Raw genomic sequence first — 21225 nt, 5'->3', positions numbered from 1 at the left:
GCTCAAATTAATTATCCCTCACCCGTTGGCGAACTCGACACCCCAGGATTGGCTTCGTTGAGCAATGGAGTGGCTGGACTTGCTGGCACTGCTGCCGGGGCCTCAACCACACCTGCAAACTTCTGGAGATATTTCATCAATTGCTCTTGCGTCGGCAAAGGATCAGACATAATGACGAATTGGGTTGCACCATTTTCGATCTCGTCTGGCGACGGCATAACCAGCACCAAGCCGCTGCCATTTTTTCGCGACCCGTCAACTTCCAATATAGAAGCCAGCGTATCGCCACGACCATGAAATAGCTCAATTAGCTGCGGCAACACCCGATAAAGCCAAACATCGAATAATTGATTTCTTGCATTTGCTGCGTCTAATTGAGAAAAGTTTTTCAAATACCATTGGCCGAGCATGAAATCGACGCCAAGATGTAACCCAATCGCTTTGTTGACCTTTGATAGTGCAACTACAGCAATTCTGGCCACATCTAAAGCGCTCGCGTCTGCACCTAATGCCACAAGGTTTCCGCTGTCGCCTCTTTCGAGGCCAACAGCATACTCCAAATCATCGAGCGCTGGAGCAAGGTTGATCACATGAAACCGGCGGCGCAGTGCTGTGTCAATTGGTGCAATGGATTTGTCGACAGAATTCATGCTTGCCAACGTATACAATTCAGAAGGCATCGCGAAAGCACGCTCAATTACCTCTTCTCCTTGTGACGTTGACACGATGAGACGTTCGCCGGGCGCGAGATATGGCAATGTAATGGTAATGGTGGTCGCAATTGGCGCACCATCCTCGCCAAGACGCTTTTCTGGCTCCATAAGCGTAATAAATTCACCAAATATTCTAGATGTATTTCCTCGATTTATCTCGTCTATTAGCAGCAGTCCCTTGCCATTCCTTGCTTCTGCTGCGAGCTCAAGCAAAACCCCTGGCCTTGGAATAAGCGAGAATAGACCGCCAGCGGAAGACTCTGGGCGCATCCCCAAAACAAAGTCTTCATAAGAATATCCTTGATGAAATGTCACCCAACGGGTAGCTACAGTTGGAACAGTCGCAACACTAAAGGGAGCTCTTTCCTCACTTGTATCGATCACAATGTTTGTTGCGGCTGAACCAGAGGCGTTTTGCTCAAACCGCTTGGCTACCTCAGACATCAAGTGTGACTTCCCAGTGCCTGGCGGGCCGTAAAGTAATACATTTTTGTGTTTCAGCAAAGCTGCAACTACAATTTCAACTGAAACAGTCATAGTACCTCGCTCCATCCAGCATCAGATGCCAACATTAAAGTTCTCAATTTCTCTGGAATTGCAATGAAATCAGCACTCCTTACCCAACGCGCATGAAAACTGCCGTCGGTGTCACGTGCTATAACAATATAGTCATGAGTGCCAACTGTTTTTCTTGATGAATATCCTCGACCTTTTCTCCACAGAGGATAAGCTGTGTCAGGGCGCTGAGCTGGTATGTTCCAATCCTTACGTGCAGATGTTTGTCCCATATACTTGAATGTAAGTGTTAATGCATCGACTGGGTTTTGACCGGAGAAAGGCTCTATTGGAACGTCAAGCTCATACCCTCCTAAACCGGTATTATTCTTTTTCTCTACTCCAATGAAAAACCTTGAATAATCATGCGTTTGAAGAGCTATGTGATACTGACCGTTTGAAACACCTTCTAATGTATCAATAGTAGCCTGATTACATTTTCTCCAAAGGATCGCATTAACTGGTTTTAACATGGGAAGTTCCTACGCCATTTCTAGATGATACAAACGCTCGGCCACTGTTGGCCCCTTATGCGGCAAGCTACTGCTTCTATAGCGCTTTAACTGCATTTCTGTGTATGACGATCGACCATATCCACTTAAAATTTCGAGTATTTGCCCATGCTTGATTTGTCCATCATCATTATAGCTCAAGAAAAAATGCTCGCAACGTGCGTTGCGAACCAGATTTTCGAGCGCTGATTCAGCCTTTCTTTTATGGCAAAAATCTGACGCATGCGTTTCCCAGTTCCTGAGCCCTGTTGAACCAGTCAGTACAGGCATATCCCATCGAACAATAGTTTCTAATATATGATAATAAGCTGCATATTGTCGTTTTGTGTAGGGTGGGTCGCAGTAGATAATTCTTGATTTGGATTTGGAGATTGCATACTCAGCATCCAGAGAGGAAATTTTATGCCCATTCGAACGGCCATCTACAAATGTGCTTGGTCCCAATTGTAACGTTTTGAGTGCACGTGGTTTCCAGTTTTTCAAGTAACAGCCATAGGTGCCTGCAATATTGCTAACTCCACTTACAGCCCTGATCAAATCGGAAAGCAAAAGTGCCCTTTCGGCCTTGGTTAAAAGTGAGTCCCAGCTCTCGATTTCGGAACGAATAGTGTCAATTCGCATCGCATTCGTTTCAGTGAAATAACGACGCTCATATCCCAGCATTTCAAAAGAGGCCGGGGAATAATTCTTATGAATAAACCCACCATTTCTTTGCGGCAATTTATTCAGATAATCGAGCACTGAATAATAAGCATTCTTCTGACTGCCACGAATACTTTTTGGCAGTTTTGAGAAATTTGGCGCTACAGTGTTGAGCAATGTAGATGAGGTGAGATTGAAACACATAGCCAAATGATCGTTGGCAGTGACCGCATAACCACGCATCTTAAATGCTGCGGAAACCACACCGGTCCCGGAAAATAAATCCGTTACCTCACGGCCACCTGCCCCCACTTTTTTATCTATAGAACCAGCTACAAACGTCAATAGTGAACGTTTGCTCCCAATATATTCTGTTGCCATTGCTGGCATTACGACGTTTCCCATAGGACGTAAACTCATTGATTTCATATATTATCCTAGCATGTCAGCACCAAAAGCCTACCATGTCCCAGAATCAAATCCTGAGACACCCCTATACATGGCCCCGGCCTACGTCCGTTTCTGGTAGCCCTTTAGCTAGTAAATCATTGGTCCAGTTTACAAGTTTCCAGCCAGGTGTAGTATTGCATCAATGATATCTAGCGACGGTCCGGATCACCCTGTTCAAATGGTATTTAAAACAAAGATTTTTCACCAGCCTGAATTAGATCTTATATCGATCAACCAGAGAAAAGATAAATGTCGCAAACTAAGAACATAACAGCAATGGACTTGGCCGAGTTAGCATGCCAAGAGTATTGGACCGTCGAACAATTTTCATATCTTTTGGCTGGCCGCGGAATTGATACTTCACAACCACATGAAACACTATCAAATGATGCGAGAGCAGAAATTGAATCCGCCATTAGCGTAGGTAATTTGGCTGTAATTCTGGGCCCAAATTCCGATGACTTATTTTATGGTGCTCGTAGGATAAGACCGATCGATGCCATCCAATGGGCCAAGAGTAAACCTAGTGTTTTTCGCTTTCATAAAACATTTCCTGACTTTGCGCCATATATCAAAGAATTGACCAACCCAAAATTAAAATCTAGCCAAGTATCGGAACTTGAACAAAACCAATACTGGAACCATTTGAAGGCATTAGCCGAGAGGGCAATTCAAGACTATCCTGCGTTCGCCAAAAACAAGGGAAGAAAGGTTCAATTGTCCGATTTAAACGATTGGTTAAAAGCACTTGGTGCAAACACTCGCGAAACTGAAATACTGAAAAAAATTGTGTCAGAATCACATAATATTACTTGACATTTCAATGTCTTAATTTTGTCACGCCGTTTGTCATCTGACAGAAGTTGTGACAGTTTTTCATATGGGTCAACTTAATTACGTCCACCACGTAATCAGGAGACACTCAGATGGTCACCAACTTACTCAGACTTCCAGCCGTCAAAGCCCGCACGGGCCTATCCCGAAGCTCAATTTATCTTCGAATCTCTGAAGGTCGATTCCCCGCAAATATTTCACTTGAAGGCAGATCTGTTGGCTGGATCGAGGCAGAGATTAATGACTGGGTGAATAGCCGCATAGAGGCGAGCCGGAAGTCGGTAAGCAAGTGAGTGCTCGCATCATGACCGCCCCTGACAACCTGACAGTTTTTTCAACCGGCCCTGATGATTGCGGTAAAGGCGGTGAAGGCGGTGAAATCCAGATATCCAATGCCGATTTTGTGGCGGCGGTGTTTCCGCAATTACCTCAGGGCGCATACGTAGCTGTGTGTTCGAAGAGCGGCGACCCAGGCTTGGGTGGCTGGCTGGCCAAGCGCGCCGATCAATTGAGCGCCGACCTTTGCGCCTCAAATAACAATTACATCGGATGTGCTAGCTTCTACCCATGTAATGATGGCTCGTTCAAGGCACGCAAAGGGCAATTTGCAGCATGTCATTTCTTAATGCTCGATGATCTGGGCACCAAAGTACCTCTGGATCGCCTGGAAGGCTTTGAGTTGTCCTGGCTGATCGAGACCAGCGCCGGCAATCATCAGGGTGGCATCATTCTTGCCGAACCTATCGCCGATTCCTCAGTGGCCGTGCGATTGCTCAACACGTTGATTGAGTCAGGGCTATGTGATGCAGGTGCAACCGGTCCGTTGAGCCGCTGGGCGCGCCTGCCCGTGGCTATTAATGGCAAGCCAAAGCACAAGACCAAAAATGGAGTACCGTTTCAGTGTCGACTGGTCGAATGGCGGCCTGACACTCGATATACACCGGATGAGATTGTGGATCTCTTGCAACTGGAATCCGCCCAGGAGGGCCGTCCGAAGAAAACAGCAACGCCCACAGGTGGAGTCAATGGTTCGCGCAGTCTCGGCACCGACATAGATGAGGTTCTGACACCCAAGGCCGCCGAGAACCCGGTTATAGCGGCAATCAAAGCACGCGGCTTGTACAAGACTCCGTTGGGTTCCGGTAAGCACGATATGACCTGCCCGTGGGTGCAGGAGCACACAGATCAACTGGATACTGGTACTGCTTATTTTGAGCCAGACGAATTCTATTCGGTGGGCGGATTTTGTTGCCAGCACTCGCACCGCGATAAGTACCGCATCCCAGCCCTGCTCGAATTTTTGGGCGTTCGCAACGCTGAAGCAAGACACAAGCCTGTAATCCGCGTAGTACCCGGAGATTTGCATCAGGTGGTGGATGCGGCGGAGAAAGAACTGGCCAACCGTGGTCGGCATTATCAGTCAGGCAACTTGATTGTCTCCATCTCGACCGACCCTTCCAGCGGCGACCCATCTATCGTACCGACCAGTGCGCCGGCCTTGACACGGGAACTGTCGGTTGCGGCGACATGGGAGAAGTTCGATGGGCGCGCGCAGGAGTGGGTACGCTGTGATCCACCAACCCGGCACACCGGTATTCTTTATGATGCCCAATGTTTTCGTTATCTGCCCCCGCTAGAAGGTGTGGTACGACAACCCTATTTTCGCGAATCTGATGGCGAGCTTATTACGCAGGCCGGTTACGACAGAACGACACAGCGTTTCGGCGTATTTGACGCTCGGGAGTTTAACATTCCTGACCCAACACTCAATGCCGCACGAAAGGCACTAGCTTTGCTGGAAGACCTACTTACAGAGTTTCACTTCGTAGCACCCACCGATAAAGCTGCGGCGTTGTCAGCTATCTTCACTGCCGTGGTGCGCCCATCGCTACCTTATGCGCCAGGATTTCACATCCGAGCACCTGTGTTCGGTAGCGGCAAGACTTATCTTTGCGAACTGATTGGCGCCTTCGCCGGGCCTGCCGGCAATGCCAAGGTGAGCTACCCAACAACCTCAGAGGAAGCCACTAAGGTGATTCTGTCATTGCTGCTGACTAGCCCTGCTGTAATAGAGTTCGATGATATGGATACAGATTGGATACCTCACGGCACTATCAAACGAATGTTAACAGCGGAGCAAATTACCGACCGGATTCTGGGTGTGAGCAAGACGGCGACAGTAAGCACGCGCACCTTATTTTTGGGGTCTGGCAACAATGTGGGACCAATAAGAGATCTGCTGCGACGTGTACTAACAGTCCATATTGATCCGCGCTGCGCGACACCTGCGACTATTACCTACAGGGGTTTCCCGGTCGACAAGGTGCGCCAGAACCGAGGAAAGTATGTGGCAGCGGTTCTGACTATCATCCAGGCATGGCGCATGGCGGGGATGCCGCGTGTAATGGCAGACAGCATAGTAACCTTTAGTGGTGCGTGGTCAGACTATTGCCGCTATCCGTTGATGTGGCTGGGGCATCCTGATCCAGCCACGGCACTTCTGGACCAGGTACGCCATGATCCTGACAGTGATGCACTCAGCAGTTTGATGACAGAATGGTACTTAGCATTCGGTTCGGTCGCGACGACAGTACGCAAGGCCGTCGAAGCAGCGCAGTACATCACCAGCCTGCTCGATGCCATGCGCGAATTCCCCGTGGAAGAACGCGGTGATATAAATCGCTCGAAATTGGGCTGGATGCTGAAAAAGAACGCGAACCGGATTGTGGATGGGTTTGAGTTCCAACAAGCACAGGCCGATGGGCGAATCGCTTGGCGTGTGGTGAAAGTGAAATCACCTCCTTTAACACCTTCACCGCCTTTCATCATGCCAGTTGAAAAATCTGTCACGGCGGCCGCAACATTAGCCGAAAAGGGATTTTGAGCCTAGCAGGATTCAGCGACTTACTGACAACACTGCTGGCTGCCAATCAACCTGCAGGAATTAACCAATACTCATTTTCAATGCACTTGCCACGATCATATGGCGTAATTCCGAAAGAAATACTCGAAAGCTGAATTGGGGGGGGTCAGTCTGGCTAGATGGTAACACCGATTATGCGGATCTAAACTGCAAAGTTGCTTGATGATTTCGGCAAATCATGGGGTAAATGAAATGGGCGGATGGGGAAGTGGAAGCCGGCAGATCGGCAAAAAAACTACCAGTGATTACCTATCACTCGATTTACGGCAGTTAAACCGTAATGGTCTCTTGAATCCAGGCCGGTCATTCGACTGGATATGGAAATGTGGCGGTGAAACTGTGGCTTCGATAAGGTTACAGGTAGAGACCGACAAGATCATTTTGAATTACAAACATAAAAGTTCGCACAATAACTTGCAACCAATGGAATATCCGGTACGACTGGACTGGACGGCATGCACACTTGGAGGCCAGCGTGCCTGGCTGCTCTGTCCGGCAATTGGATGTGGGCGGCGGGTGGCCCTGCTGTATATCGGAGACTCTGGCCTTTTCTCGTGTCGCCATTGTTTACAGCTGGCCTATATCAGTCAGCGTGAATCCACGGGCTATCGCGCAATGAGGCGTGCTAACAGGATCAGGGAGAGCCTTGGATGGGAGGATGGAATCCTGAATAGCGCGGGCAACAAGCCTAAAGGAATGCATTGGCGCACCTTCAATCGGCTAAACGCCGAGCACGATGATTTCGTCAAAGCATCGCTGTTAGGAATGATGCGCAAGGTCGAGAGGTTGGTGCTGGGGTCGATTAATTGATAGCTGTTTTGATAGTTACAAACATTAAATAAAAATAAAAGCCCTATATTTCAAGGGCATAAGTACACAAGTTGGCGGAGAGGGAGGGATTCGAACCCTCGGTAGGCTCACACCTACGCCTGATTTCGAGTCAGGTACATTCGACCACTCTGCCACCTCTCCGGCGTAATGGTAGAAGGGAATTATAGCGTTCCCAACGCCTTTTTGGCTAGCCGTATATCCCCGAAACGGTCCAAACCGTTCATAATATCGGCATGCCCCGACGCTATTCCCGCCATGTTTGAAATCGGACACATCAGCCACCCCGGCAGAAAACGTCTGCTGAATGAAGACACCTATGATCTGGATGCCGCATCGGGTCTGGCCGTGGTTGTCGACGGCATGGGTGGTCCGGATGCGGGCGATATCGCCAGTGCATTCGTCCGCGACCAGGTGCGCAAAGGTCTGCAACAGGGTGACAGTCCGTCCGAAGCCTTGCGAAATGCCGGACAGGCCCTACGCATCCAACGTCCGCAACAGGGCTCACAGCCAAGCGGCGCCAGCGCCATAGCAGCGCTACTTTCTGAAGGCAGCCTGCAACTGGCCTGGGTCGGCACCTGCAGAGCGATTTTTTCAGATGGCAGGCAGTACCGCAACATCGTATCTGATGCCGAGACCCGAGGGCTTTTGAAATCCGGAACGGCAAATGCCATCCAGGCACTCGGCGTCACTGCAACCGATAAACTCTGCATATCAGAGGCGCGTATCGCCTTGAAACGCGGGGAATCCGTGCTTTTCTGCACCGACGGCATGCTAGAGGCATTCTCCGGACCCGAACTGGAGGCCGGCCTGTGCGATTCCCGCCTCAGCGCCCAGGAGTCGGTGGAATTACTGCTGATGCAAGCCTTGCGCGGGGAAGCAAACAACAACATGACCGCGTTGTTGCTTCGCCTCTCCTAGTCCGCCCAAAGCGATTTTCCGGACTTATCTGCGATTTTTTGAATGCGGGACTGATGGGCCTCAAGCTCAGCCGGCGTGGCATGGAGCATGAAAGCCGACGCAGTAACCGCGACGACGACTTCCGTACTCGCCATATCAGCCGCCGGCAAGGCCTCATCGAACCCGAAGCCGGTTTGACCGGAGGTCATGGCCAGATAGACATCGGTCAGCAGTTCCGCATCCAAAAGCGCGCCATGCAATTGCCGGTGCTTATTATCGACTCCGAGCCGCTTGCAAAGGGCATCCAGGGAATTCCGCTGTCCGGGATACAAATCACGCGCCATCTTGAGTGTGTCGAGCACGCCGGCATGGCGATCAATGCGACCGAATGCAGGACCTAGCAGGCCGAGCTCATAATTCAGAAACCCGACGTCGAATTCGGCATTGTGGATGACCAGCTCGGAGCCGGCGATGAATTCCAGGAAATCTTGCACGACATCCTCGAAGCGCGGCTTGTTGGCCAAAAAGTCAAGAGTCAGGCCCGTGACTTCGGCCGCACCCGGCTCCATGTCACGGCCTGGATTGAGGTACTGTTGATACGTTCTGCCTGTGGGCCGCCGATTGATCAGCTCAATACAACCGATTTCGACAACCCGGTTGCCCTTCTCCCAGGAAAGTCCGGTGGTTTCGGTATCGAGAACAATCTGTCGCATAAATTTTCCTATTTGAAGGTTTCAGCGGCAAGACGCGCCAAGCCGTCCACACGCTCGTTTTCAGCATGGCCGGCATGACCCTTTACCCAATGCCAATGCACTTTGTGTCGCGAATTGGCCTCGTGCAGACGCTGCCACAGATCCTGATTCTTGACCGGCTCGCCCTTGGCATTCTTCCAGCCGCGCTTGATCCAGCCCGGCAACCACTCGGTAATGCCCTTCTGCACGTATTGCGAATCCGTATACAGATCGACACGGCAATGACGGTTGAGCGATTCCAGTGCGCAGATGGCACCGAGAAGCTCCATGCGGTTATTGGTGGTATGGGTTTCTCCTCCGGAAAGCTCCTTCTCGGTCTGTCCGTAACGCAACAAGGCACCCCATCCGCCAGGACCGGGATTGCCGGAACAGGCACCGTCCGTGTGAATTTCGATATGCGGCACGTTGGCAATGGCATCTTTCATGTCGGTGTTCGTTCCCGGGCCAAGGCGACGGCCGCAGCATTTTTCCGCAAGGGGGTCAGTGCGGCTTTGCGTTTCCGCAACAGCAGAAAGTTTACCGAACACAGTGCCGGCGGTCGAGCATTGCCGAGCCGTTCATGGCGGATGAGATCAAGTCCGGCCTCACTCAGTTTTGCCGACCATGTCGCGGCTGTTGCGAGGTGCATGTCCGACCAGACGCCGGTCAGTCGCACAGGTGCAAACGGATTCAGGGTCAACAGCGCGAAATGCCCCTCTGGGACCAGCACGCGTTCACACTCGGCGATGAGTGCCTCCGGATTGCCGGCGGTTTCCATGACGAAAGCCGCCAACACCAATGCCATGCATTCATTGGCCAGCGGCAATCGGGCGTCTTCGGCGATGACATCCCCGTAAAAACGCTGCTGTGCACGTTGAAGCTGATAAACGGGAGCGCATTGCAGATCGGGCAAGGGCAACCCCTGTGCGCAGGGCTGCAGCACCAGGGCATTGTGGCCGCACAGCGGCCAGAGCCAAGAGGCGCAAGCTGAAACGCCTTGGGCGGCCAGCGCCTGGCCTTTGTCGGTCTCGAACCAGTTGTTTTCGCCCGTCATGCGCCGACACCGTTTAAACTAAGTCTATTGTGCGTCAAATGACGGCCACGGTCACCTTCCATGACAGTCCTGCAAGCGTTGCCTGCTTTCGAAGACAACTACATCTGGTGCTACCGAGGCAGCGAAGGGGCCAGCATCGTGGTCGATCCGGGGGACGCCGGCCCTGTGCTTGGCGCCGTTGCCGACGGACTACGGATCGAGGCGGTCTTCATCACCCACCATCATAACGACCATATCTGCGGTCTGAGCGCTCTGCGGGGCGCCTTCACCGGCACCGTCTTCGGGCCGGAGGATGAGCGCATCCCCGGCATCGACTGCATAGCCCGCAATGGTGATGTCCTGCAGATTCCGGGATTCCCGCCATTCCATGTCTTGGCGGTGCCCGGCCATACCCGTAGCCACATCGCCTATACCGATACGGACGTCCTATTCTGCGGCGACACCCTGTTCAGCCTCGGCTGCGGCCGGCTTTTCGAAGGAAGCCCCGAGCAGATGCTGGCCTCGTTGGACCGGCTGGCGGAACTTCCGGACGAGACCCTGCTCTGTTGCACGCATGAGTACACATTATCGAACGCCCGATTCGCTGCAGCCGCCGAACCGAATAACCCCGATCGTGACCGATTGCTTGAGGACATCCAGGCAAGACGCCTGCACGGGCGGCCAAGCCTGCCCTCCCGAATCGGCATCGAGAAAGCCTGCAATCCGTTCCTGCGAACAGACTTCCCCGAAAGCCTCAGCGGCCTGAAGCAGCATCTGGGTTTCATGCCGGTAACGCGCCTGGCCCGCTTTACTGCCTTGCGTGCATGGAAGGACCAGTTCCGATGAAGCCATGGCCGTCCTGGGTGCTGATCGCGGCGATGGGCTGTGCCGAATTGGCAAGCGCCCAGGACGCACTGAAACCGGCAGCGTTCGAACGCAGCGGCGCGGTTGTCTTCAACCGCATCAGCGGTGCGCTGGATCCGGCATCCTGCACCGAGAGCGCCGCCAAGAGCACATGGATGAAAGATTACATCCATGATCCAACGCGTTTTGAACGGCAATTGGTTGCGATGTTGCCGATACTCGATCACGTCAGCTACCAGGCGCGTAAACGCGGCCTACCGATGGAATATGCCCTGATTCCTTTCGTGGAGAGCCGCTTCCAACCCAAAGCCGTTGCCAAAGGCGGACCGACTGGACTTTGGCAGATTATGCCGGAAACCGGCCGCTATTACGGTCTCCAGATTGGTGGAAAGAAAGACGGACGGTTCTCGGTCATCCAGTCAACCGATGCGGCACTGTCCTATCTGCAGAAACTGCAAACCATGTTCAACGATTGGCAAACCGGCATCATGGCCTACAATGCCGGCGACAGCCGGCTTCGCGTCAGCCTGAGACGCCAGGGATTGACCAAGGCGGATGCCGATAAACGTCTACCCACCGGTCTTGCTCCCCACACTTACGCCTACGTGAAGAAAATTAGGGCGCTGAGCTGTTTCATGTTCGATCCGGCCAGTTTCGGGGTCAATCTGCCGAATGACGCCGTATTCACGCCACTGGAAGCCGATACTGACCCGATTGCACCAGTCCCGGATAACGGCAATTGAACGCGTGAAAACGCCCGGCATGCCGGGCGTCAGGAAATCACTTCTTTGGTATCTGATATCAGAGACGGTCTTCGGCAATAACCACGTTGAAGCTGCGGCGCAAGGCCTTGATGTATTCAGCGACCTGCTGGGCACCACGGACCTGGCCGAGATAGCCGGTCATTTCTTTACGTTCCTGAGGCGAAATCGCCGACAGGTCCGGCTCGTTCACGGACTTCAATTGCATCAGCAGATACGCGCCGTCCGGCAGTTTCGCGATACCGGAACCACCGGGCTTGCCATTCTTCGGCCGCGCAAGGCGGAAAGCTTCCTGGACCACCGGCTGAAGCTCCGGTACGGGCGCCTGACGGCCGACACCAGTCGCGGGGATGACCGGACGTGCTAACGATGCGGCAACCTGCTCCAAGGTTTCACCCTTATTCAAACGGTCCAGTAGCGCTTTGGCTTCTTTTTCGGCCTGCTTGGCGGCACGGTCCTGGACGAAGGCGAGACGCACCACATCCTTGACCTGCGCGAACGGCAGCACGGATACGGGCTTGTGGTCGACCACACGCAGAAGAACGACATGATTGGGTTCCAATTCAATGAGCTCACTGACGCGGCGCTCGACCAGAACATCATCCGAAAATGCTGCTTTGCGGATCGGATCAAGGGCGGCTATGCCCTCGCCACCGCGGCGGGTGAAAGCGGCGGTTCGCAGCAGGGGCTTGCCAACGGTCTTGGCTGCAGGCTCGAGCGAAGTGGCATTTTCGCCGACGGCATTGATCATCTTTCCGGCGAGGTCGTTGAACTGCCGCTCGATTTCCGAGCTGAGATAAGCGGCTTCGATTTCGGCGCGGACCTCTTCAAAGGGCTTGGCGGTACCGGCAATCAGCTCACGGTAAAACAAGATGTGCCAGCCGTCCTCGAGACGGACCGGCTCGGACACCTGGCCGGGCTTCAAGGCGAAGAACGCCTTGTCGAAGGCATCGCCGAAGATACCCTTTTCAATCGGCCCGAGATCGCCGCCGGCATCTTTGCTGGCAAGATCATCGGAGGCCTTTGCCAGTTCGGCAAAAATGCCTGGATTGGCCTGGGCCTGCTTGGCGAGGCCTTGCGCCTTGGCTTTGGCCGTAGCCTCGGCGGCGGCAGAAGCGCCTGCCGGAACTTCAACCAGAATGTGCGACGCCACACGCTGTTCAGGCGTTCCGTATTGGGCTTTCTGGTCCTCGTAACGTGAACGCAGAACCGATTCATCGACGGTGATGTCGGTCTGGACGGCATTCTGCTCCAGTTCCACATACTCTACCGTGACGGTTTCCTCGGTCCGGTAATCGGATTTATGGCTGTTGTACCAGGCGGTGAGTTCGGCATCGGTGGCATTCGGATCGAGTGCCGGCAACGGGACCTCGATATAGCCCAGATCACGTTTCTGCTCGGAAAGCTTGCGCATAGCGATGGCATCGCTGTCCGAGGCGATTCCCGAACTGACGTATTCATCAGCGATGAAGCGGGTCATCAAATCCTGTCGAATACGCTCCTCGAATTGGACAGGCGTGTAGCCCAATTGCTGGATGGCCAGCTGATAACGGGACTGATCAAATTTGCCATCCACAGTAAAGGCATCGATCTTGAGAATCTCTTCGCGAATCATCGTATCCGAAATCCGGATACCGGCCTGCTGAGCGCCAAGCTGCAGCACGGCCTCATCGATCATCTGTTCAAGGATGCGGCGCTTGTTCTCGGGCTTCTCGAATGCTGCGGCATCGAAAGCCTCTCCCTGCTGCTGCCGCTGCTGCTGGCGGACCTGATCAACCCTGCGGCTATAATCGGCGACCGAAACCTCGATTGAATCTTCACCATAGCCCAGCAGTTTTCCGGGTTTGGTTACTTTGGCCACGTAGTTGCCGGCTCCGGGAGGATTCAGACCCTCGTAACCGAAAAATGCCATGACGGCAATGATCATGACCAGGATTAGCTTGGCGATTGGGCCTGTGGAGTTTTCACGAATATTCTGAAGCATGGCGGGGCGCGGAACCGGATTGGGCAAGGCCACTATTATGAAGCTTTTGGCACCGGAACGCACGAAAAAGAAAAGGCACCCGAAGGTGCCTTTTCAACAGTGGCGGAGTGGACGGGACTCGAACCCGCGACCCTCGGCGTGACAGGCCGATATTCTAACCGACTGAACTACCACTCCAGTTCATTTGCTTGAAGCGCTGGTGGGTGCTGAGGGTTTCGAACCCCCGACCCTCTCCGTGTAAGGGAGACGCTCTACCGCTGAGCTAAGCACCCTCAAGCAGGATGCGTAGCATACACCATTTAACCGCCGGAAGACAACAGAAATCGGCGGAAATAACGCCAGATTACTTGTTGACGGCGTCTTTCAGTGCTTTACCGGCTTTGAAGCCCGGGTTTTTCGAGGCCTTGATCTTGATGGTGGCACCGGTCTGCGGGTTACGGCCTTGACGGGCAGCGCGTTTGCGCACCGAGAACGTACCGAAACCAACGAGGGTCACGGTGTCGCCTTTTTTCAGGGCTTTGGTGATCACTTCGATGACGGCATCAACGGCGCCGGCGGCGGCGGCTTTGGACAGGTCGGCCTTTTCGGCTACGGCACCAACGAATTCAGCTTTATTCATTTTGATAAATCTCCCAATGCGATTATTTCGCGAAAATGTAGAAATTAAGTTTAGGTCGTCCCGCAACTTAACCATATCGCCGAAGCCTGAAATAAAGGTTCAGAGCCCGGTTGCAATAATTTATACCAGTGAATCTTGCGATGCGCAATACCCTGCAAGCCTTTATTTGCAGGCTTCGCAGGGTTTTATGCGACTTAGTGAGGGCGCACGCCGGAATGTGTTTGTTTTGAACGCGTTTTGGCGACTTTTTTCTTGACAGACGGGGATTTCTTCGGTTCCAAAATCGGCTTGACCAATGCGATATCCAGCACCTGATCGATCCATTTCACCGGGATGATTTCCAGGTCACGGGTGACGTTATCGGGAATATCGGCAAGATCCTTGCGGTTCTCTTCAGGAATCAAAACCGTACGGATCCCGCCACGCAATGCGGCAAGAAGCTTTTCCTTCAATCCGCCGATCGGCAGTACACGGCCACGCAGGGTGATCTCGCCGGTCATGGCGACATCGGCGCGGACAGGTACTTTCGAGAGGGCCGAAACCAATGCTGTAACCATAGCAACACCGGCGCTCGGACCGTCCTTGGGCGTTGCGCCTTCAGGCACATGCACATGGGTATCGAATTTATTGTGGAAATCGATATCCAGACCAAGCTGGAGGCTGCGAGAACGCACCACGGTATAAGCGGCTTTTACCGACTCCTGCATGACGTCGCCGAGTTGTCCAGTCAAAATCAGCTGTCCCTTTCCGGGCATGAGGGTCGCCTCGATCTGCAGCAGTTCGCCGCCGACTTCGGTCCATGCCAGACCGGTGACCAGACCGATTTCGCTTTGCTCTTCGGCACGGCCGAAATCGAAGCGGCGGACACCGAGATAGCGGTCGAGATTGGCTGAGCCGACTTTTTTCAGCGCCTGTGACTTCGAGGATTTCACCTTGCCTGCGGCTTTCGCTTTCTTCGACGGGCCTGCCAACGCGATTTCCTTGACCACCTTTCGGCAGATTTTCGCCAGTTCGCGTTCAAGCGAACGCACACCGGATTCACGGGTGTAATACCGAACGATGTCCCGAACCGCTTCGGAATCGACGCGCAGCTCACCGTCTTTGAGGCCACTGGCCTTCAATTGCTTCGGAAGCAGATATCGCACCGCGATGTTCAGCTTCTCCTCTTCGGTATAGCCCGGGATTCGGATGACTTCCATCCGGTCAAGCAACGGCCCGGGGATATTCATCGAATTCGAAGTGCAGATGAACATGACCTCGGACAGATCCAGATCAACTTCCAGATAATGGTCATTGAAATTATGGTTCTGTTCCGGATCGAGCACCTCCAACAATGCTGCCGCCGGATCGCCGCGGAAATCATTGCTCATTTTGTCGATTTCATCGAGAACGAACAGCGGATTTCTGCTTTCAACCTTATTGAGGTTCTGCACGATGCGGCCGGGCATCGAGCCGATATAGGTCCGGCGGTGCCCCCGGATTTCCGCTTCGTCACGCACGCCGCCAAGCGCCATGCGCACGAATTTCCGGTTTGTGGCTTTGGCGATGCTCTGGCCGAGCGATGTCTTTCCGACGCCCGGCGGCCCGACCAGGCACAGAATCGGACCTTTCATCTTCTGCACGCGCGCCTGTACGGCGAGGTATTCCAATATCCGGTCTTTCACCTTTTCCAGCCCGTAGTGATCTTCATCGAGCACCTGCTGGGCGAGCTTGAGGTCTTTGCGGACCTTGGTACGCTTTTCCCAAGGCACGCCGACCAACCACTCCAGATAATTTCGGACCACGGAAGCCTCCGCGGACATCGGCGACATCTGTTTCAGTTTGTTGAGCTCGTTTTTGGCTTTGGTCTCTACCGCTTTAGGCATTTTCGCTTCGGCGATTTTACGAGCGAGTTCTTCGAGTTCATTGGGCGCATCTTCAGAATCACCGAGTTCCTTCTGGATGGCTTTCATCTGCTCATTGAGGTAATACTCGCGCTGGCTTTTTTCCATCTGCGTTTTCACTCGCGAGCGGATGCGCTTTTCGATGTGCTGGACATCGATTTCACCTTCAACGAGACCAATCAGTAATTCAAGGCGCATCTCGGGGGATACGGTTTCGAGCAGACGTTGCTTGTCAGCCAGGCGCACGCTCAGATGCGCGGCAACCGTATCGGCAAAGCGGCCGGGATCATCGATTCCGGCCAATGTCGCGAGCAACTCCGGCGGCAGCTTGCGGTTGGTCTTCACGTACTGCTCGAAAAGATTCAGAAGAGTACGCTGCGCGACATCGGCCTCGCGCGCATCCTTCACCGGCGTACTGTCCAGCATGGCGGCTTTGGCCATCAGGGTGTCGTCATGCAGGGCGACTTCGGTTGCTTGGACACGCTGCAGGCCTTCGACCAACACTTTGATGGTGCCGTCAGGCAGTTTCAACAGCTGGATGACCGTCGCCACGGTGCCGATGTCATATAAATCTTCGGAGTGTGGATCATCGATATCTGGACTGCGTTGAGCCAACAATACAATCTGCTTATCGGCCCCTTCCATCGCCAGATCGAGCGCTTTCATCGAACGTTCCCGTCCGACGAACAGCGGAATCACCATGTTGGGATACACCACTACGTCGCGCAAAGGCAGCACGGGCAAAAAGAAATCGTTTGACGGTTTTTTATCCATAAAAGCTCCAACGCGGGAATGCCCGCCATGCTTCCTTTATGGGGCTTTTCCGGGCGTCTTGCAAGTGCCTTTATGTAAAAAAAACGGAGCCGCTCGGCTCCGTTAGGTCACACCCCGATCAAGCGATTATTCGCCGGATGCGGCTTTGGGGGCGCTGCTGTTGGAGTAGATCAGGTATGGCTCTGCCTGATGATTGATTACCGATTCATCAACCACGACTTTGCTGACATTTTCCAGCGACGGGAGCTCGTACATGGTATCGAGCAGGACAGATTCAAGAATCGTGCGCAGACCACGGGCGCCGGTTTTGCGTTTCATCGCCTTTTGGGCCACCGCGGCATAGGCATCTGGACGGATTTCGAGCTCGACACCCTCCATTTCGAACAGCTTCTTGAACTGTTTACTGATGGCATTTTTGGGCTCGGTCAGGATTTTGACCAATGCGGCCTCATCCAGCTCTTCGAGCGTGGCCACCACCGGGAGACGACCGACGAACTCGGGAATCAGTCCGAACTTGATGAGATCTTCCGGTTCGACATCGTGCAGGAGCTTGGACAGATCCATCTTGCGCTCGGACGACTTGACCTTGGCCCCGAAGCCTATACCGCCGGATTCGGTGCTGCGTTGCTGGATGATCTTATCGAGACCGGCGAATGCACCGCCGCAGATGAACAGCATGTTCTTGGTGTCGACCTGCAGAAATTCCTGCTGTGGATGTTTGCGGCCGCCTTGAGGCGGCACCGAGGCTACAGTGCCCTCGATCAACTTCAACAAGGCCTGTTGAACACCTTCGCCGGAAACGTCACGGGTGATCGAGGTATTCTCCGACTTGCGGGAAATCTTATCGATTTCATCGATATAAACGATGCCGGACTGTGCTTTTTCGACATCATAGTCGCATTTCTGCAGCAACTTCTGGATGATGTTCTCGACATCCTCACCGACATAACCGGCTTCAGTCAGTGTGGTGGCATCGGCGATGGTGAACGGCACATTGAGCAGCCGAGCCAGCGTTTCAGCCAACAGGGTCTTGCCGGATCCGGTCGGCCCGATCAGCAGGATATTGGATTTGGATAGCTCGATGTCATCGTTCTTGGCACGGGATTCAATGCGTTTGTAATGGTTGTAAACCGCTACCGAGAGGGTTTTTTTGGCGCGCGGCTGGCCGATCACGTACTGATCGAGCACCTCGAGGATTTCCTTGGGTTTCGGCAGATGGCTGCGGGCCGAACCGGCTTTTTCCTGGAGTTCTTCGCGGATGATGTCATTGCAGAGCGCCACGCATTCATCGCAGATGAACACGCTGGGGCCGGCAATCAGCTTGGTGACTTCATGCTGGCTCTTGCCGCAGAACGAGCAGTACAGGATCTTAGTCGTGTCACCGGAGCGGGTTTTACGGTCGTCTGTCATAGTCTGGATTTCGGCAAAGGACACTCACTCTGAGCATAGCACAAGCGGCTCAGGGTGAAAGCACCTGGGAATGGGGATTAAGACGGCTGGATGCTGTCTGCAGGACGCCGATCGATAACGGAATCGACCACACCGTAGGCCTTGGCTTCTGCGGCGGCCATGAAGTAATCGCGCTCGACATCAAGCTCAATTTTTTCAATGGGTTGTCCGGTGTTTTCGGCCAATTCAGCATTCAGACGGGCGCGCAGATACAGGATTTCCTTGGCTTGAATGGCGATGTCGCTGGCCTGTCCCTGGGTACCACCCGAGGGCTGATGAATCATCACGCGGGAGTTCGGCAGGATGTAGCGTTTGCCTTTGGTTCCGGCAGCAAGCAGGAATGACCCCATGGAGCAGGCCTGACCGACGCAGATGGTAGAGACGTCCGGCTTGATGAAGCGCATGGTGTCGTAAATCGCCAGGCCCGCGGTAACCACGCCGCCGGGCGAGTTGATGTACAGGCTGATGTCCTTTTCCGGGTTGTCAGCTTCCAAAAACAGCAGCTGCGCGACAACGACATTGGCCACGTAATCGTCAATCGGGCCGACCAGGAAAATGACACGCTCCTTCAACAGGCGCGAATAGATATCGAATGAGCGTTCACCGCGCGGGGTCTGTTCGACCACCATGGGGATCAGGTTGAGTCCTTCGGTTACGGCCATGGCAGTCTCCTTCGAATGCGCAGTGGTCAGGGTAGATTAAACCGGACGCATCGCTTCAGTAAAGGAAAGTTCCTGGTCGGTCGACTGTGCGCGCTCGGCGACCCAATCGATGACCTGCTCTTCCATCACGCGGTTCTGCAGCCCTGACATTAAGTTGGGGTCGTTTCTGTACAATTCAATGACCTGTTTCGGTTCTTCGTAGGTCGAGGCAATGAGCGACAGGGTTTCCTTGACGCGGTTGAAGTCGAGTTGCAGTCCGTTCTGGCGGGCGATTTCACCGACCAGAAGACCGGCGGCAGTACGGTTACGTGCCGGCACCATGAACTGATCGAACGGATAAACCGCGTCGGCCTGCCCTTGCTGGCGGGCCTGCTCCTGGGCATTGGCGGCCAGTTTACGGGCCTCCTGCTCAATCATCTTGGCCGGCAGTTCGACATGGCTGTAGGCAGCGACCAGCTTCTGGGCGACTTCCGCACGCAGACGGCTCATCAGCATGCCTTTGAGTTCACGCTCAAGGTTGGCGCGCACTTCGTTGCGGAACACCTCAAGCTTGCCATTCTTGACGCCGAAGCTCTTGACGAAGGCTTCATCGGCTTCCGGAATACGCGGCTCGGAAACTTGGGTGGCCTTGATGGTCACTTTGGCGGCTTGACCGGCAAGCGCCGGGACACGCCAATCGGCCGGGAAAGTGATTTCCACGGAACGCTCATCACCCGCATTCATGCCTGACAGCTGCGCTTCCAGCTCCGGGAACATGACGCCCGAACCCAATACTGTAGCGCCCTTCTCGGTACCCTCTTCAGGCACGCGTGCCGAAGCGGTGCTGGCAAAGGTTTCGACGGCAACCAAGTCGCCTACCTGTGCGACACGGCTGACCGGCTCCCAGGTCCGACGCTGCTGGCGCAGGGTGTCGATCATATGATCGATATCGGCATCAGCGACTTTTGCCTGCACGCGATTGATCTGCAGCTGTGTGACGTCGATGGTGCCGAAATCCGGGACAATTTCAAAAGTTGCGGTGTAGCGGATTTCATTTTCAGCTTCGGTCGGCTCGGCCTCGATGCTCGGCTGACCGGCGATGCGGACGTTTTCCTGACGCACAGCCTGATCAAAACTGGCACGGATCAGCTCACCGAAAGCTTCCGAGCGGACCTGCGGACCGAAACGCTGCTCGATGACCTTGGTCGGCACTTTGCCCTTGCGGAATCCCTTCAGGTTGGCCTTGCTCGCCATATCGCGCAGACGACCGTCAATCACCGAGGACAGGCGGTCGGCAGGAATGGAAACCGTCATGCGGCGTTCGAGCGTGCTGGTGTTTTCGACTGAAATTTGCATTACAACTCCTACATGCGCTTTGCGCAGCTAAAAAATGAAAAAACCCGCGGAAAGCGGGCTTGACGACTGAAGCACCCTTCCATGCAGATGGTGCGAAAGGAGAGACTCGAACTCTCACGGGTTGCCCCACTGGAACCTAAATCCAGGGCGTCTACCAATTCCGCCACTTTCGCATGGACCGAGCAGATGATTCGGACGCCGGACGTGGCGAAGCCCTTGGTAAACGGGACTCGCAAAGCGCAGACCAGCGCCGTTTCGTTACAACAACGGACTGTCGCTATTATGCCGTAATTTGAACTGGGGTGGAAGACGGGATTTGAACCCGCGACCCTCGGAATCACAATCCGATGCTCTAACCAACTGAGCTACATCCACCACTGGAGAAACTGGCGCGCCCGGAGGGACTCGAACCCCCAACCAACGGAGTAGAAGTCCGTTGCTCTATCCAGTTGAGCTACAGGCGCTCAAAGGGGATTCTGCACCACGATACGGTTTCAGGGAAGCCTTTTCGTGCATCAGATTGGTCGGGGTTGAGGGATTCGAACCCCCGACCCTCTGGTCCCAAACCAGATGCGCTACCAGACTGCGCTAAACCCCGACGGGCTGTTGAAAAAATGGCGCGCCCGGAGAGATTCGAACTCCCGACCTACAAGTTCGTAGCCTGTTGCTCTATCCAGCTGAGCTACGGGCGCGCTGAGGGATGAAATTATGAATGAAATCAGCTTTGCCGTCAACCGAAAATTCCGTCAAGTCATCGGAGGTTAAGTCCGCGA

The 21225-nt window shown here is 53.9% G+C and carries 19 protein-coding genes and 8 tRNA genes; 7 read left to right on the top strand and 20 right to left on the bottom strand.

What is annotated here, in order from left to right; all coding sequences use genetic code 11:
• Positions 1 to 11: 11 nt before the first annotated feature.
• The 3 genes from ACIQ1A_RS06510 to ACIQ1A_RS06500 are packed head-to-tail and all read right to left on the bottom strand — an operon-like array spanning position 12 to position 2851.
• On the bottom strand, positions 12 to 1250 hold the full coding sequence (locus tag ACIQ1A_RS06510; RefSeq protein WP_395770253.1) for an McrB family protein: 1239 nt from the start codon (positions 1248 to 1250) through the stop codon (positions 12 to 14).
• Complete coding sequence (locus ACIQ1A_RS06505; protein ID WP_395770252.1) at positions 1247 to 1741, bottom strand: hypothetical protein; 495 nt, start codon at positions 1739 to 1741, stop codon at positions 1247 to 1249. The genes ACIQ1A_RS06510 and ACIQ1A_RS06505 overlap by 4 nt, the downstream gene beginning before the upstream one ends.
• A gap of 9 nt (positions 1742 to 1750) precedes the next feature.
• A complete protein-coding gene (locus ACIQ1A_RS06500; RefSeq protein WP_395770251.1) occupies positions 1751 to 2851 on the bottom strand; it encodes a DNA adenine methylase in 1101 nt (366 codons plus the stop codon).
• 270 nt (positions 2852 to 3121) lie between these two features.
• Here ACIQ1A_RS06500 and ACIQ1A_RS06495 point away from each other — a divergent pair, with 270 nt between their 5' ends.
• The 4 genes from ACIQ1A_RS06495 (at position 3122) to ACIQ1A_RS06480 (ending at position 7439) form a co-directional block, all read left to right on the top strand.
• Positions 3122 to 3688, top strand: coding sequence for a hypothetical protein (locus ACIQ1A_RS06495; RefSeq protein WP_395770250.1), 567 nt, complete (start codon positions 3122 to 3124; stop codon positions 3686 to 3688).
• Positions 3689 to 3798: 110 nt separating this feature from the next.
• Entirely contained in the window at positions 3799 to 3999 is a 201-nt protein-coding gene (locus ACIQ1A_RS06490; RefSeq protein ID WP_395770249.1) for a helix-turn-helix transcriptional regulator, read from the top strand.
• 11 nt (positions 4000 to 4010) lie between these two features.
• Entirely contained in the window at positions 4011 to 6590 is a 2580-nt protein-coding gene (locus tag ACIQ1A_RS06485; RefSeq protein WP_395770248.1) for a hypothetical protein, read from the top strand.
• 201 nt (positions 6591 to 6791) lie between these two features.
• Positions 6792 to 7439 (top strand): hypothetical protein, encoded by a 648-nt coding sequence (locus ACIQ1A_RS06480; RefSeq protein ID WP_395770247.1) that lies wholly within the window; start codon positions 6792 to 6794, stop codon positions 7437 to 7439.
• 72 nt (positions 7440 to 7511) lie between these two features.
• Here the strand turns inward: ACIQ1A_RS06480 and ACIQ1A_RS06475 are convergent.
• Positions 7512 to 7601 (bottom strand) — tRNA-Ser (locus ACIQ1A_RS06475).
• Between the two features lie 114 nt (positions 7602 to 7715).
• Between ACIQ1A_RS06475 and ACIQ1A_RS06470 the strand changes: the two genes are divergently transcribed.
• A complete protein-coding gene (locus tag ACIQ1A_RS06470) occupies positions 7716 to 8378 on the top strand; it encodes a PP2C family protein-serine/threonine phosphatase (RefSeq protein ID WP_395770246.1) in 663 nt (220 codons plus the stop codon).
• Here the strand turns inward: ACIQ1A_RS06470 and dnaQ are convergent.
• Genes dnaQ through ACIQ1A_RS06455 form a run of 3 tightly spaced genes read right to left on the bottom strand, consistent with a single transcriptional unit; the run spans position 8375 to position 10142 of the window.
• On the bottom strand, positions 8375 to 9070 hold the full coding sequence (gene dnaQ / locus ACIQ1A_RS06465; RefSeq protein WP_395770245.1) for a DNA polymerase III subunit epsilon: 696 nt from the start codon (positions 9068 to 9070) through the stop codon (positions 8375 to 8377). The genes ACIQ1A_RS06470 and dnaQ overlap by 4 nt on opposite strands.
• Positions 9071 to 9078: 8 nt before the next feature.
• On the bottom strand, positions 9079 to 9513 hold the full coding sequence (gene rnhA / locus ACIQ1A_RS06460) for a ribonuclease HI (RefSeq protein WP_395770299.1): 435 nt from the start codon (positions 9511 to 9513) through the stop codon (positions 9079 to 9081).
• A gap of 17 nt (positions 9514 to 9530) precedes the next feature.
• The gene (locus ACIQ1A_RS06455; RefSeq protein ID WP_395770244.1) at positions 9531 to 10142 is read right to left on the bottom strand and encodes a class I SAM-dependent methyltransferase; all 612 of its coding nucleotides are present in this window, start codon (positions 10140 to 10142) and stop codon (positions 9531 to 9533) included.
• 60 nt (positions 10143 to 10202) lie between these two features.
• On the opposite strand from ACIQ1A_RS06455, the gene gloB reads away from it, so the two are divergent.
• Both gloB and ACIQ1A_RS06445 read left to right on the top strand, forming a co-directional pair.
• Positions 10203 to 10967, top strand: a complete 765-nt coding sequence (gene gloB, locus ACIQ1A_RS06450) for a hydroxyacylglutathione hydrolase (protein WP_395770243.1) — start codon at positions 10203 to 10205, stop codon at positions 10965 to 10967.
• A complete protein-coding gene (locus ACIQ1A_RS06445; RefSeq protein WP_395770242.1) occupies positions 10964 to 11728 on the top strand; it encodes a lytic transglycosylase domain-containing protein in 765 nt (254 codons plus the stop codon). The genes gloB and ACIQ1A_RS06445 overlap by 4 nt, the downstream gene beginning before the upstream one ends.
• A 58-nt stretch (positions 11729 to 11786) precedes the next feature.
• Here the strand turns inward: ACIQ1A_RS06445 and ACIQ1A_RS06440 are convergent, their stop codons facing one another.
• From ACIQ1A_RS06440 to ACIQ1A_RS06380, 13 genes are all read right to left on the bottom strand, one after another.
• Complete coding sequence (locus tag ACIQ1A_RS06440; RefSeq protein ID WP_395770241.1) at positions 11787 to 13730, bottom strand: SurA N-terminal domain-containing protein; 1944 nt, start codon at positions 13728 to 13730, stop codon at positions 11787 to 11789.
• A gap of 100 nt (positions 13731 to 13830) precedes the next feature.
• A tRNA-Asp gene (locus ACIQ1A_RS06435) sits at positions 13831 to 13907 on the bottom strand.
• A 20-nt stretch (positions 13908 to 13927) separates the two neighbouring features.
• Positions 13928 to 14002, bottom strand: a tRNA-Val gene (locus tag ACIQ1A_RS06430).
• 71 nt (positions 14003 to 14073) lie between these two features.
• Positions 14074 to 14349 carry an HU family DNA-binding protein gene (locus ACIQ1A_RS06425; RefSeq protein ID WP_395770240.1) on the bottom strand — a complete coding sequence of 92 codons (276 nt, stop codon included), beginning with the start codon at positions 14347 to 14349 and terminating at the stop codon, positions 14074 to 14076.
• 194 nt (positions 14350 to 14543) lie between these two features.
• Positions 14544 to 17006, bottom strand: a complete 2463-nt coding sequence (gene lon, locus ACIQ1A_RS06420) for an endopeptidase La (protein ID WP_395770239.1) — start codon at positions 17004 to 17006, stop codon at positions 14544 to 14546.
• A 126-nt stretch (positions 17007 to 17132) separates the two neighbouring features.
• Positions 17133 to 18416, bottom strand: a complete 1284-nt coding sequence (clpX, locus tag ACIQ1A_RS06415; protein ID WP_297798907.1) for an ATP-dependent Clp protease ATP-binding subunit ClpX — start codon at positions 18414 to 18416, stop codon at positions 17133 to 17135.
• A gap of 77 nt (positions 18417 to 18493) precedes the next feature.
• Entirely contained in the window at positions 18494 to 19117 is a 624-nt protein-coding gene (gene clpP, locus ACIQ1A_RS06410) for an ATP-dependent Clp endopeptidase proteolytic subunit ClpP (RefSeq protein ID WP_395770238.1), read from the bottom strand.
• A gap of 36 nt (positions 19118 to 19153) precedes the next feature.
• Entirely contained in the window at positions 19154 to 20452 is a 1299-nt protein-coding gene (gene tig, locus ACIQ1A_RS06405) for a trigger factor (RefSeq protein ID WP_395770237.1), read from the bottom strand.
• An 88-nt stretch (positions 20453 to 20540) separates the two neighbouring features.
• Positions 20541 to 20625: transfer RNA gene (locus tag ACIQ1A_RS06400), tRNA-Leu, on the bottom strand.
• 125 nt (positions 20626 to 20750) lie between these two features.
• Positions 20751 to 20827: transfer RNA gene (locus ACIQ1A_RS06395), tRNA-His, on the bottom strand.
• A gap of 12 nt (positions 20828 to 20839) precedes the next feature.
• Positions 20840 to 20916, bottom strand: a tRNA-Arg gene (locus tag ACIQ1A_RS06390).
• A 57-nt stretch (positions 20917 to 20973) separates the two neighbouring features.
• Positions 20974 to 21050: transfer RNA gene (locus tag ACIQ1A_RS06385), tRNA-Pro, on the bottom strand.
• A 17-nt stretch (positions 21051 to 21067) separates the two neighbouring features.
• Positions 21068 to 21144 (bottom strand) — tRNA-Arg (locus ACIQ1A_RS06380).
• Between the last annotated feature and the right edge of the window lie 81 nt (positions 21145 to 21225).

It is taken from the genome of Arenimonas sp. (assembly GCF_044353605.1).
GTDB lineage: Bacteria > Pseudomonadota > Gammaproteobacteria > Xanthomonadales > Xanthomonadaceae > Arenimonas.
The sequence above is the reverse complement of the archived record's forward strand: the minus strand, read 5'-3'. Positions and strand labels throughout refer to the sequence as shown.